General features: G+C 58.5%; 12 protein-coding genes and 1 tRNA gene. 1 reads left to right on the forward strand and 12 read right to left on the reverse strand.

Annotated features, from left to right (window positions below):
- Positions 1-665: 665 nt before the first annotated feature.
- The 9 genes from JAO73_RS15730 to rpmH all read right to left on the reverse strand — a co-directional run bounded on the left by JAO73_RS15730 (position 666) and on the right by rpmH (position 9,210).
- Positions 666-2,024, reverse strand: a complete 1,359-nt coding sequence (locus JAO73_RS15730; protein ID WP_317191234.1) for a serine hydrolase — start codon at positions 2,022-2,024, stop codon at positions 666-668.
- Positions 2,025-2,106: 82 nt separating this feature from the next.
- Complete coding sequence (locus tag JAO73_RS15735; RefSeq protein ID WP_198978106.1) at positions 2,107-3,375, reverse strand: hypothetical protein; 1,269 nt, start codon at positions 3,373-3,375, stop codon at positions 2,107-2,109.
- Between the two features lie 55 nt (positions 3,376-3,430).
- On the reverse strand, positions 3,431-4,771 hold the full coding sequence (locus JAO73_RS15740; RefSeq protein WP_198978107.1) for an APC family permease: 1,341 nt from the start codon (positions 4,769-4,771) through the stop codon (positions 3,431-3,433).
- Between the two features lie 137 nt (positions 4,772-4,908).
- Positions 4,909-5,436 (reverse strand): DUF2480 family protein, encoded by a 528-nt coding sequence (locus JAO73_RS15745; protein ID WP_198978108.1) that lies wholly within the window; start codon positions 5,434-5,436, stop codon positions 4,909-4,911.
- 88 nt (positions 5,437-5,524) lie between these two features.
- Positions 5,525-6,217 carry a tRNA (adenosine(37)-N6)-threonylcarbamoyltransferase complex dimerization subunit type 1 TsaB gene (tsaB, locus tag JAO73_RS15750; protein ID WP_198978109.1) on the reverse strand — a complete coding sequence of 231 codons (693 nt, stop codon included), beginning with the start codon at positions 6,215-6,217 and terminating at the stop codon, positions 5,525-5,527.
- The gene (locus JAO73_RS15755; RefSeq protein ID WP_198978110.1) at positions 6,198-6,719 is read right to left on the reverse strand and encodes a hypothetical protein; all 522 of its coding nucleotides are present in this window, start codon (positions 6,717-6,719) and stop codon (positions 6,198-6,200) included. The genes tsaB and JAO73_RS15755 overlap by 20 nt, the downstream gene beginning before the upstream one ends.
- Before the next feature lie 71 nt (positions 6,720-6,790).
- Complete coding sequence (locus JAO73_RS15760; protein ID WP_190928469.1) at positions 6,791-8,485, reverse strand: S41 family peptidase; 1,695 nt, start codon at positions 8,483-8,485, stop codon at positions 6,791-6,793.
- A gap of 25 nt (positions 8,486-8,510) precedes the next feature.
- Positions 8,511-9,002 carry a ribonuclease P protein component gene (locus JAO73_RS15765; protein ID WP_198978111.1) on the reverse strand — a complete coding sequence of 164 codons (492 nt, stop codon included), beginning with the start codon at positions 9,000-9,002 and terminating at the stop codon, positions 8,511-8,513.
- A 49-nt stretch (positions 9,003-9,051) separates the two neighbouring features.
- Positions 9,052-9,210, reverse strand: coding sequence for a 50S ribosomal protein L34 (gene rpmH / locus JAO73_RS15770; protein WP_190928465.1), 159 nt, complete (start codon positions 9,208-9,210; stop codon positions 9,052-9,054).
- A gap of 142 nt (positions 9,211-9,352) precedes the next feature.
- Between rpmH and JAO73_RS15775 the strand changes: the two genes are divergently transcribed.
- The gene (locus JAO73_RS15775) at positions 9,353-11,086 is read left to right on the forward strand and encodes a M61 family metallopeptidase (RefSeq protein ID WP_198978112.1); all 1,734 of its coding nucleotides are present in this window, start codon (positions 9,353-9,355) and stop codon (positions 11,084-11,086) included.
- Between the two features lie 70 nt (positions 11,087-11,156).
- On the opposite strand, the gene JAO73_RS15780 is transcribed toward JAO73_RS15775, so the two are convergent.
- From JAO73_RS15780 to JAO73_RS15790, 3 genes are all read right to left on the reverse strand, one after another.
- Entirely contained in the window at positions 11,157-11,429 is a 273-nt protein-coding gene (locus tag JAO73_RS15780; protein ID WP_198978113.1) for a hypothetical protein, read from the reverse strand.
- Positions 11,430-11,530: 101 nt separating this feature from the next.
- The gene (locus JAO73_RS15785; RefSeq protein ID WP_198978114.1) at positions 11,531-12,466 is read right to left on the reverse strand and encodes a PfkB family carbohydrate kinase; all 936 of its coding nucleotides are present in this window, start codon (positions 12,464-12,466) and stop codon (positions 11,531-11,533) included.
- Between the two features lie 111 nt (positions 12,467-12,577).
- A tRNA-His gene (locus JAO73_RS15790) sits at positions 12,578-12,653 on the reverse strand.
- Between the last annotated feature and the right edge of the window lie 200 nt (positions 12,654-12,853).

A 12,853-nucleotide genomic window follows, 5' to 3' on the forward strand; every position in this document is an offset into this window, starting at 1 on the left:
CATTGTAAAAATTTCTACACTCACCCGAAGATGAGCTGATGTCGAGTGCGAATCCGACCCGCTTTAACGAGCTATATGTATTCGTGTTACGCTTGTAATTTCACCGCACTTCTTGCGAAGCCGCGTCCTTACTATTTGTCTTTTCCAAACATTCAAAGAACGTGTGCAACACCCAGTTGGTGAAGCAGTGAGGCTTATTGTGAGCCTACTTTTCTTTTTTTTAAACCCCTTTCTTGCGATTGGGAGTGCAAAGGTAAGAGGAACCTTTGAATCGACAAGCAAAAGGTGAAAATTTTTATTTTTTCTTCTTCCGCTTTTCAAACTCTTTCCGCCTCCAATCGAAGCGGGGTGCAAAGGTAAGGCACTTTTTATGCTTTTGCAAGGCCTTACGAAAATTAATTTTTAGGACTTTGCGAAGCGGGCACGAGAGACGATACAAATACGGCAAGCGTGAAGTTCCGAACCTTTCAATTTTTCTACACAGCAGTTGTTGTGGCAGAACCCGTAGCCCTATTGGCGATTGGGAGTGCAAAAGTAGGAGGTTTTTTTTGGGATAGCAAGGGCTGTATAAAAACTTTTACTCGGGGCAACCGTAACCAAGCCGCTTTTTGTACGCCGGGGTATTTAATATCAAATACTTAGGATACCGGGCCTACTGCACAATTTTAGCGGGTGAGTTCAGAGATAAAGAATTCGGCGAGGTTCGGACGGTATAAGCGGGGGCGTTGGCCGTCGTATTGATGAATCTGACGGCCTAACTGGGCGAGAAAGGGCTGGCCTATGCTGTCGTATTCGTAAACGCCGTCGTTGATGATGCCGTCTTGGTTGACGTAGAGCACGGCGCTGAGGAGGAATTCGGACTGGTGGAGAGAATCGGCGAAGTAGGCAACATCGGCGAGGTAGCCGTGCGACATGCCGACGATGTTGTAGATGCGGAGGTTGGATTGGCGGGGAGTGGTGGGGTTGCGGCCGTAGTAGAGGTACTTCTTGTAGGCGTCGAAGTAGCGGGCAGGGCCGTAGGCGTGGAAGCCGGACTCGTGGGGTGTGGCGTGGAGGTAGCGGCGGAGGAAGGCGTAATCGGTGGGCGTGAGACGGAGCCGCTGGGCAGTGGGGACAGATTCGGGGAACAGAATGCTTTGGAGGAAGGAGGAGATATCGGCGAGCGGGAGATGATTGGCGGTGGTAAAATCGTAGGGTTCGGGGATGACGCGGCGGCCAGCTTGGTATGCGCGGCCTTTAAGGACGCGGCCGAGTGGGCTGCGGTAGGCGGTAGGGTTGTACTGGGCCGGTTGCTTATATAGAGTATCGCCGCGGGAGGTGTGAAAGCTGATGGGATTGGTGTGGCGGTTGGCGGCGGTGTCGCAGGGGGCAAAGCGGCGGGTGATGCGGGCACTGGGATGGCCGATTTCCTGGAGGCGCTGGTTGAGAGGACGCTGGCCGAGGAATTCGTAGAGGCGGTTGTAGGCGACGTTGTCGCTTACGAGGAGCATGCGCTTGATGTAGTTGCCAACGGTGGCGGCGCGGTCGCTGTCGGCAGGAGCCGCGAAGGGGACGGGGGTTTGGCAACGCCAGGCGGTGCCAGTGGCCATAATGGTGCGACGGGTTACCCCTGGCTTATTGAGGTCGTTGAGTTTTTCGAGAGAAAGAGCGACGACGGGAAGCTTGACTAAGCTGGCGGGGTTGAAGTATTGTCCGGGATTGAGGTGGTAAGTGTGGGGAGTGAAGCTGGGATGGTTCTGGGCGTCTCGGTTGATTTGGGTATAGATGATTTGGAGTTCGTATTGAGGATTGAGGGCGACGCGTTTTAACAGCGGGTTGGCTTTTAGAAGAGAGTCTAAAAGTGGAGAATCGTCTGGGGTCGACCTTATCGCCCGGACCTCCCTCCCGTGGCGAAAGGGAGCCAGCCGGATACTGGCAGCAGCTAAGGTTGTTATGGTTAGCAGGAATACCGTTCCTATTATATAGTATAGTGCGGAACGAGGCTGATGAGTTGCTTTCATAGGATGGTGCAGTCGTGCAGACATATTGATTACTCCGCCCTGGCTGTAAAACAAACAAGGCCGTGATGTTGCCACCACGGCCCTGTGGGCTGGTTTTATACGCAGATTAGTCGGCTAAGGGAACCAGACGTTTGGCGAGGAGGAGGTTGGAGTCGGTTTGGCGCCAGTTGTAACCGGTGCCGAACGGGAGAGGCTTGGGCGGGTGGATGGTGTCGTGGTAGGCGGCCGTCAGCTCGGGCTGGTATTGCTTGGCGAAAAGGTTGATGGGGCGGCGATAGGTGCCGTAATAGTTGAAGTGCCAAGCACCTTTTTGGAAATACTTCATGGCGATGCCGGAATCGTCTTGCAGGATGTAGCGGCTGCGGCGCAAGACGGTGCGGCGCACCTTGTTGAAATACGACTTGTGCATGAGGTAAGTGGCCGACTTCACGTAGGTGGTGAGGGGGCCGAGGTGCCGCACAAACTCCAGCGGGGCACTTTTGGAGCTCAGTTTCCAGTCGCTGAGGTCGGCGGAGAAGTAATAGACGGTTTTGGGCTGGCCGTCGGGGCCGCGCAGCTTCATTTCGACGCCGGGGATGGACTTAGGGTCGAGCGTCTGGGTAGTGTCCGTTGGGGCGTCCTGGAGTTGGCCGGTGGCGTTGAGCTGCACGGGGCGAATGGCCATGATTTGGTTGCCGGTGCGGGCAGCGAAAAGCATCATCAAGGGCAAAGCGCCATCTAGCTCAACAGACTTCAAATCCACCGCCATGTCGTTGGTGCGGAAAAAGCTGAAATTGAGCACCGACCAGAGGGAGGTTTTGACGGCGGGTAACAGCTTGGGGTTTTCGAGCGTGGCGCGGGCCGGGACGCTGCCGACGGGTTCGAGGCCCATGAGCACGTAGGTTTGGCTGGTGGGGAACATCGTGACGACGTTCAGGAAATCAGGGCCGCTGAAAGGGTAAAAGATGGTGGGACTGCTGGCGTGCACCGAATCGAGCTCGGTATTGGCCCACTGCGTCATGCGCGTGGTGTGGGTGGCGCGGTATTTCTCCCAGCTTTTGTCCTGGTCTTTGGCGAAGGCCTGCCAGGCAGGCGTGGCCGCCAGTTGGGTGAGGTTGCTGTGCTGGCTGGGCTGCAGGCCCCCGAGGAAAAGGGCCACGTCTTGCGCGTAGGCGGTATCGGGGGCGGTGGGCCGGTTGGGAGCAGGCGCCGCGACGGGGGCTTTGCCGTTGGCGCGGGGCGCGGCTGGCTTGGTGGGGTCGATGGCATCGGCCGTGGTGGCCATGGTTTCTTCCTTACCGGAAGTAGCATCAGTTTTGGGGTTCGACTCGGAGCAGGCGGAAAGCAAGAGCAGAGCGGCCGGCAGCAGCCGAAGCGCAACGGTGCGAAGGAGCATTATATAGTGTACACGTAAAAAGCAGCACTACTGGCTGCCGGATTGAAGCCGCAATTTACGGCAGCGCTTTGGCCCGGGGCGCGGCACTGGACCGCGTAGACCGCATCATGACGAAATACACCAGCAGGCCCGCCGCCAGCGTGTAAAGGCCATAGCGGGACTCTACCGGCTTGTCGCGCAGGATGAACAGCAAGGTCCAGCCGCTCAGGCACAAGAAAAGCAAGGGCGTGAGTGGGTAGCCCCAGGCCCGATACGGGCGGGCTAGTTCGGGCCGCCGCCAGCGCAGAATGAATAGCCCCAGCACCGTGAGAAAGGTGAACAAATTCAGCACGAAACCCGCGTAGACCAACACTTCCTTGAAGCCTGGCCGGAGAATGAAGGCCAGGGTAATGACGGTTTGGAGCAGCAGCGCGCGCACGGGAATGCCGGCGCGGCTTTTTGGCGCCAGGAAACGGAGGGCCGGAATATCTTCTCCCATGGTTTGCACGATGCGCGGCCCGGCCAAAATCATGGAACTGACCGTGGAAACCAACAGCGCCGCAATAATGCCGCTCATCAACCGTCCACCTACCGGGCCAAACAAGGACGTGGCGGCCACAAAACCGACTTCGACCTGGCCTTCCAACCCGGCCAGCGGCGTGGAGCGGAGAAACACGTAATTCAATCCTACATATAATAGGAGCACCACGGCGGTGCCGGCCAGCAGGATGCGCGAGAGGTTGCGCCTGGGATTTTCGATTTCGCCGGTGACGTACACGGCCGCGTTCCAGCCGGAGTAGGCGTAGCTCACATACACAAGGCTGACGGCAAACGCCGGGCTGAGTAGCGCGCGCCAGCCGGCAGCATCGGGCAGAAAACTGATGGGCTGCCCCTCCCCTACCACCACGCCCGCCCCAATGAACACCACCAGCACGCCCACCTTCAGGGCCGTGATGATGATTTGGAGGCGGCTGCCGACGCGGGTGCTGCTGCCGTGCACCAGCGTGAGCAGCAGCACCACGGCCACCGAAAGCCAGGTGGGCTGCAAGCCCGGCCACACGCTTTTGGCGTATTGGCCCAGGGCCAGCGCGGCCAGGGCAGTGGGCGCTGCAAAGCCCACCGTGGCCGAAACCCACCCCGAAAGGAAGCCCAGCGCGGGGTGGTAAATCTGGCTCAGATAGTGGTATTCGCCGCCCGAACGGGGCATGGCCGAGGCCAGCTCGGCGTAGCTCACGGCCCCGCAGAGGGCAATGAGGCCACCCACCAGCCACAGCATCAGCAGCGCAAAGCCGCTGTGAATGCCCATCACTTGGAAGCCTAGGCTGGTGAAGACGCCCGTGCCTACCATATTGGCCACCACAATGGCAACGCCGGTGAGGAAAGTAATTTTATAAGGAATGCGGGCAAGCTCGGGCATGGTGCAAAGATGCGAACCAATGCGGGAGGCCCAGCTTAGCTGTCCTGCTGGACGCAGTGAAGCACCTTATCACGTCCGAACAGGTCGTCCTGACGTGATAAGGTGCTTCACTGCGTTCAGCAGGACAGGCGGAGCAATTATTCCACTACGCTGGCGGCCTTCGGCTTTTTGTAGAGCGGCACGGTGCTGCACGGCTCGCCGTACATGATGCTGCTCGTGACCGGCAACAGCTTTTGCATGATGGCCACGTAGGCAAAAGTGGGCACGGGCTTGTCGCCGCAGCCTTTCACCACCACCTTGGCGTCGCGGTATTCTTCGGGATTGAGGGCGGCAATGGCTGCTTCAAAGAGCGACTGCTCCAAGGCGTCGAGGTTGCCGAACACATAGCGGTGGGCGTGGCCTTGCAGCTTGGTGGCGAGCAGCATGTAGGCCCAGGTGGGCACAATGGCGTCGGCCGAGCAGATAATAGCCACGTTCTTGCCGTCGTACTGCGCCCAGTCGTGGGTTTTGACGAACTCGCGGAAGTCCTTTTCGCGCAGCATGAGGCCGTGGAAGAGGTTGTCCTTGATGTCGTACACCACCCGCTCGCCAGGGTGGATGAATTCTTCCAGGTTTAGGGTAACAAGGCCTGAATTGGCCACGCGGTTGACGAAAAGGGGTTCCATAGTGTAGCGCGGACTTATAGTCCGCGATGATAAAGCATTTACAAACAGACTGCGCTTTCGGCCCATACGCGCGGACTACAAGTCTGCGCTACTTCGCTTTCGGCGTGGTGGTGTACACTTCTTTGAGGTAAAACGGTTCGTAATACGCCACGTCCTGAAATTCCTGCCGGTGAAAAGCGGCCACGCCCAGCTGCCCCACCGAAATCGCCGAGGGCTCAATCCCCGCCAGAAAACCCGCGTTGGAATGCTCCCCTAGCACTGCCCGAAATTTCGCCGCGCCGTGACCAAAGAACAACACGGAACGGTGGGCCAATTGTTCGGCCAGTGTATCGGCATCGAGCAGCAGCGGCGTGGGCGCCAGCACCTCCTGTCCCTCGTGCGTATAGATGGCGGCGTACACTTCCGTGCGCCGGGCATCCAACATGGGACAATACCAATAGTTTTTGGGGTGAGCGGTGCCTGCAGCCACCTGCGCCGCCAACGCTCGCAGCGTGCTCACGGCCACCAGCGGAATATCGAGCGCGAAGCACAGGCCCTTGGCCGCGGCCCCGCCAATGCGCAGGCCGGTGTAGGAACCGGGCCCGTCGCTCACGGCCACGGCGGAGAGGTCGGCCAGCCGGTGGCCGGTGTTTTCGAGCAACTGCTCAATTAAGACGGTGAGGTGGGTGGAGTGCGACTTATCCAGCCGCAGTTCGGACTGGCCGATGAGGGCGCCGTCGGCCACGCGGTGCAGGGCTACCGAGCAGACGGGGGAAGAAGTTTCAAGAGCGAGGATAATCAAGAGTGTCGGCTTGGATGGCGTTGTGAATGCGATTAAGGCGCGGTTGAACAAACCAGATTCCAATCGGCCAGAAGAATACTTGCAGCATCGTACCCGCGTACTGGCTAAATTCTGGTTCACTTCTGGTTTCAATAGCAACTAAAGCCACAGCTGGAAACCAAAACAGATGACCGATAGCAAAGAATAGATAAAAAATGGGAAGCGTAGCCAGTCCACTTACCTCCCATGTCCCATCGAAAACAATGGCAGTAATCGCATAAGCTATAATTACGACGAAGGCATCAACGAGAAACCAAGTAACGTTGTGATGAACTTTCCTTGGCAAATAATGAGACAAGGCATTGCCAAGCATAGCGTAGTAACCCACGTAGAGCACCAACAACACTAAGAAGACGCAGCCGGCTGTAATTGGGTCGGTTTGCAAAAAGGTGTAGATGAAATATCCGATGGCAAACGCCAAAAATATCTGCCAGTGCTTCGCCTTTAGTAGCCAGTCCGCCATAATCTATCCAACTTGTACCAAAAAAGCAGGCGCCTCTCAGCGCCTGCTTTTCCATTTAACGCAACTCAAAATTACTTCGTCCCCGCCGACTTGCGGGCGCTGGCGGCCTGTCCCGAGGGCTTCAGCAGCGCGGCGTAGCGGTTCGGGTCGTTCAACACGGCCACGGCGGCGATGATGTTAGGGTCATCGTCGAAGCCGGCTTCGGTGCGGCCCTTCTCGAAATAGTAGCGCGACACAATCTCCTGCTCCAGCAGCTCCTTGATTTCGGGCTTGAAGCGTTGCAGGTCGTTGGCCTTGTTCACGGTCACTTTCTTGCGGATGGCTTCGAGCTCCAGCTTCACGTCGTCGTAGTGCTTTTCTTCCTTCACCTTCTTGCTGAGGTCGGTGAGGGCCTTTTCGGCGTCGGTGCTGTAGCTGATGTTCTTGCCTTGCAAGAAGGCCACGAATTTTTGATACTCGGCATCGGTGAGCTTGAAGGCGCGGGCAGCCGGAATGCTGGCGTGCTCGGCGCGGTAGCGGGTGGCGTAGTCGAAAAGGTAGCTTTTCTGAAGCAGGATGCGGGTGATGTCGGCAATTTCGCGGTCCTGCACCTCAATGTCGGGCGCCACGCCGCCGCCGTCGTACACGGTGCGGCCGGCGGTGGTTTTAAAAGCCGTGCGCAGCGAATCCGGGAATTTGCCCAGCGTGCCGTCATCGGCGCGGTGCGCGTAGTCGATTTCCTGAATGCAGCGGCCGCTCGGGATGTAGTATTTGGCGGTCGTCACCTTCAGCTGCGAGTTGTAGCTGAGGGGACGGGTGGCCTGCACGAGCCCCTTGCCGAAGGTGCGCTCGCCCACGAGCACGGCGCGGTCGTAGTCCTGCAACACCCCCGACACGATTTCCGAGGCCGACGCCGAGCGGTTGCTTGTGATGATGGCAATCGGAATCTGGGTGTCGAGCGGCTGGTCCAGCGCTTTGTAGGTTTTGTTCCACTCCGTCACCTTGCCCTTGGTGCTCACTACGTCGAGGCCTTTGTCGATGAACAGGTTGGAGATGTTCACGGCCTCGTTCAACAGGCCGCCGGGGTTATCGCGGATGTCGAACACGATTTTCTTCGCGCCCTGCTCCTTGAGCTTGGTCACGGCGGCGCGCACTTCCTTACCCGCGTCCACCGTGAAGCCGCCCAGCTGGAAATAGCCCACGTCGCCGGAAATCATGCCGGTGTAGGGCACGTTGTCGACCTGAATTTTATCGCGGGTGATGTCGATTTCGATGGGCTTGTCCTGGCCGTAGCGCGTCACCATCAGCTTCACCATGGAGTTGGCCTGCCCCTTGAGGAGCTTGCTGATGTCGGCGTTCGACTTCTTATCGACCACCACGCCGTTGATGTCGAGGATTTCATCGCCGGGGAGCAAGCCGGCTTTTTGGGCCGGGTAGCCTTCGTAGGCGCTTTGCACCACGGTTTTGCCGTTGCGCTTCACCACCGAGGCCCCGATGCCGCCGTACTGCCCGGTGGTCATGGTGCGGAAATCTTCGATGTCGTCCTCTGGAATGTAGTTGGTGTAGGGGTCGAGCGAGCGCAGCATGGCGTCGATGCCGGTTTTCACCAGCTTGGCGGGCGTCACCTCGTCGACGTAATACGTGTTGACCTCCTTGAAGAGCGTGGCGAAAATGTCCAGGTTCTTCGCGATTTCGAAGTACCGCTCGTTATCCGAGCCGGCGCGAAAGGAAACCAGCCCCAGGGTGCTCAAGGCCAGGGTAGCGAGTAGCTTTTTGCGGATAGTCATACAGAACGGGTAGCGGCTGGCTAATCTACGGGGCCGACGGCGGAGCGGATGCTTCCACAGTCGTGCCCATCAAACGAAGGATACCGGAAATTAATTTTTTTTCCACCAGGGCCAGTGGACTTTTTTCCTTCCCCGTGAAGATAATACCTAGCAGAGCGACTTGGTGCCCGTTTGGTTGCTCCGTGAGCCGATATTTATTGAGCCGATACGCCTCCCGAATGAGCCGCTTCAGCCGGTTGCGGTCGACGGCCCGCTTGAAGGTGCGCTTGCTCACGCTGATGAGCACCTGCGGCGGGGCCGTGGTGGGCGCTTCGGTTTTTGTGTAGACGAAGCGCAGGGGGTAAACGCCAAAAGAGGAACTCTGCTTCCCAAAAAGCTCTTCGATGAGCTTCTTGCGGCACAGGTGTTCCTCTTTCGGAAAGGTATGGCGGCGCGAGCGCGGCGCGGTACCGGTGGCCTCATCCCCCGGCCCCTTCTCCGGGGGAGAAGGGGGACCAGGTGATTGTGGGTCTTGCATTTTCAGCAGTTAGCTAACAGCTATTAGCTAATGGCTAACAGCTTAATTCCTAGCGCTTGTGCTTGCCTTCGTCGGATACGGTGAGGCGCTTGCGGCCTTTGGCGCGACGACGGGCCAGTACGTTACGGCCGTTGGCAGTTTCCATGCGGCTGCGGAAGCCGTGCTTGTTGACGCGCTTGCGCTTCGAAGGTTGGAAGGTACGTTTCATATCAATGAATCTTAAAAAGACGAGTTTCGAGTTGGGCCGGCAAAGGTACGGGCTTCGGCTGGAAAAGACAAGGGCCTCAGCCACTTTTACGCAGCGCACGTTAGCGAGCCGTAGCTTTAGGCCGTTCTAACCCGTTTTGGCGATGATTCACTACCGCGTTTCCTACGAGAACCCGCTCACGTTTTACCTGCAGATTGAACTCACGCTGGACGTGGCCCCCGATGCGGCCGCGCCCCTGGAGCTGCAGCTGCCGGCCTGGCGCCCGGGCCGCTACGAGCTGCAGAACTTCGCCCAGAAAATTCAGAGAGTCGAGGTAGCGGACGCTGTTACCAACGAGCCCCTGCCCTACCGCAAGCTCACCAAAGACCGGTGGGAAGTGGCCTCTGCCGCCGGCCGCACGGTGCGGGTGCGCTACCATTTCTATGCCCACCAGATGGACGCCGGCGGCTCCTGGCTCGACGAGTCGCAGCTGTACCTGAACCCGGTGCAGGCGCTGATGTATGCCGAGGGCCGCCAGCAGGAGGCGTGCGAGCTGACATTGGTGCTCCCCGATGCGTGGCAAGTAGCTTGCGGCCTGCCCCAAACCGCTCCTAATACGCTGTCGGCGCAGAATTTTGACCAGCTTGCCGATTCGCCGCTCATTGCCAGCCTTACGCTGGCGCACCACGAGTACGAAGCCGGCGGCCTGCCTTTTCACGTGTGGGTGCAGGGCGAGGCCGACGTGAACTGGCCGCAGCTGCTACACGATTTCAAAGCGTTTTCGGAGGTGCAGCTGGAGCTGTTTGGGGGGTTTCCAGTGGCCGACTACCACTTCCTGAACCAGTTTCTGCCCTACAAGCACTACCACGGCGTGGAGCACAACAACTCCACGGTGATTACGCTGGGGCCGGCGGAGCTCATCATGAGCGAGGGGTTGTACAAGGAGTTACTAGGCGTGAGCTGCCACGAATTGTTTCATACCTGGAACATCAAGAGCATCCGGCCGGCCGAGATGCAGCCCTACGACTACAGCCGCGAGAACTACTTCCGCACCTGCTTCATCGCCGAGGGCATCACCACGTACTACGGCGAGTACCTGCTGGCCCGCAGCCACGTGCGCACGCCGGCGCAATATTTTGAAGAGTTGAACACCGTGCTGCGCAAGCACTACGACGATGCCGGCGGCGAAAACCTCTCCCTGGCCGACGCCAGCATGGACCTGTGGCTGGACGGCTACAAAAACGGCGTGCCCGACCGCAAGGTATCGGTGTACCACAAGGGCGCGCTGGCGGCGCTGATTTTGGATTTGACCTTGCGTCAGCTCTCGGGCCACGCGCGCAGCCTCGATGATGTGATGCGGCGCCTGTACGAGGAATTCGGCAAAACCGGCATCGGCTACACGGAGGACGACTACGTGCGCATTGTGAACGAAGTGGCCGGGCGCGACATGCACGCGTATTTCGACAAGTTCATTTACGGCACGGCGCCGTTGCAGGAGCCGCTCGACCGGGTATTGCACACCGTGGGTTGCCAGCTGCTGGTGGGCGAAAACGCCTCGGCCTCCGAAGGCCTTTTCGGGTTTAGAACCGTGGTGAAAAACGAGCGCACCGAAGTCACGGCCATTTGGCCCGGCTCGCCGGCCGCCGCGGCCCTGACCGTCGACGATGAAATAGTGGCCATCAACGGCCGGCGCGTCGACATGAACCTGCAGTCGCTGCTCAGCAGCGGCGCGGCAGAATTTGAGGTGAGCGTGTTTCGCCAAAACCGCTTGCTGACCGTGCGGCTAGCCGCCACGCCCGGCGTCAGCTTCGGCCAGCGCTACGCCATCGACAAGCTGGAGACGGCCGACGCCGCCCAGCAGCGCGGGTATCAGCAGTGGCTGGACTGGGAATTTTAGCCACTGTTGCCAACGCAAAAAGCCCCGCCATTTGCAATGGCGGGGCTTTTTGCGTTGGCATGCAGCGGGGTTAGTTCGCTTTTTTGCCGGGGCCTTTTTTCGCGCTGTTGGTGTCTATCGACATCGGGCTATTGCCTTGCGGGTTGCTGCGCGGCTTGTTGGCCTGGGTATGACGGGTTTCGTTGAAATTGCCGCCGGGCGTGTTGCCTTTGGTTTGGTTGCCCTGTTGGGTCAGGTCGCTCTGGTTCGGGTTTTGGTTCATCGTGCCGCCGGTTTTGGTGTTGGCGAACGGATTAACCGAAGTCTGCTCGTTGGTCAGGTCAGATTCTTTTTTGGTGGCCATGGCGTGGAAAGGAAAAGTGGATGGATAATCCTTGTACCCACACTGCCGCCAAAGAGTTGTCTGCCGCCGACAGCGGCGAGCCCACGAGCTATTTCCTGGCCCTAAACGTTGGCCACGGCCGCGGCCGGCACCACCTTCACCAGTTCAGCAAACTGGGCTTCGCGAGCTTCCACCTCCTCGTCGGTGAGGTTGAGCAGGCGCTCCGAGCCAAACTTCTCGACGCAGAACGAGGCCATGGCCGAACCGTGAATCACGGCGCGCTTCATGTTTTCGAAGCTGATGTCGTCGGTGGCGGCCAGGTGGCCAATGAAGCCGCCCGCAAACGTGTCGCCGGCGCCAGTGGGGTCGAATACTTCTTCCAGCGGCAGGGCCGGGGCGTAGAACACCTTGTTTTTGTGGAAGAGCAGCGCGCCGTGCTCGCCTTTCTTGATGATGAGGAACTTCGGGCCCATGGCCAGGATTTTCTTGGCGGCCTTCACCAGCGAGTACTCGCCGGAGAGCTGGCGGGCTTCTTCGTCGTTGATGCTGAGCACGTCCACCATTTCGATGGTGGCGATGAGTTCTTCGAGGGCAATGTCCATCCAGAAGTTCATCGTGTCCATCACAATCAGCTTGGGCCGGTTCACGAGGCGCTGAATGACGAGGCGCTGCACCTGCGGGGCCAGGTTGCCCAGCATGAGGTACTTGCAGTCCTGGTAGCTATCGGGAATGATGGGGTCGAAATCGGCCAGCACGTTGAGCTCGGTCACGAGCGTTTCGCGCGAGTTCAGGTCCTTGGAGTACTTGCCCGACCAGAAGAACGACTTCTCGCCCTGCTTTACCTGCAGGCCTTCGGTGTCGACGCCGTGCTCTTCCAGCAGCAGGATGTCGGACTGCGGAAAGTCGTCGCCCACCACGGCCACCAGCTTCACCGCTTTCAGCGAATAGGAAGCCGACAGGCTGATGTACGTAGCGGCGCCGCCGATGATTTTATCGGTTTTGCCGAAAGGCGTTTCGATGGCGTCGAACGCAACGCTGCCGATGACGAGAAGACTCATGGATGAAAAGTGTGGTGAGTAAAAACGGTCGAAATTAGCTCCGCATTAAAACGGTGTTAAAACAAGCAACAAAAAAGTCCCCGGATAATTCTCCGGGGACTCGTTTTTGGAGGGTAAATAATGGGGCTCGAACCCACGACCTTCGGAATCACAATCCGACGCTCTAACCAGCTGAGCTATATCTACCGTGTTTGTTTTGGTGGGGCAAAGATAGAAAAAGAAGCGGGAATCGACAAAAAAAGTTCTGCTGATGCGTTTGCTCTTTGTTCAGGGACATCGTGCGGAGTGCAGTCGAAGCCTCTCTACCGCAGTAGTAATCAAGACCGCTACAACGAGGCGGTGGAGAGGCTTCGGTTGCGCGCCGCATGACGTTCTTTTCTGATGCCG

The organism is Hymenobacter miniatus, from assembly GCF_016427455.1.
GTDB classification, from domain to species: Bacteria; Bacteroidota; Bacteroidia; order Cytophagales; family Hymenobacteraceae; genus Hymenobacter; species Hymenobacter armeniacus.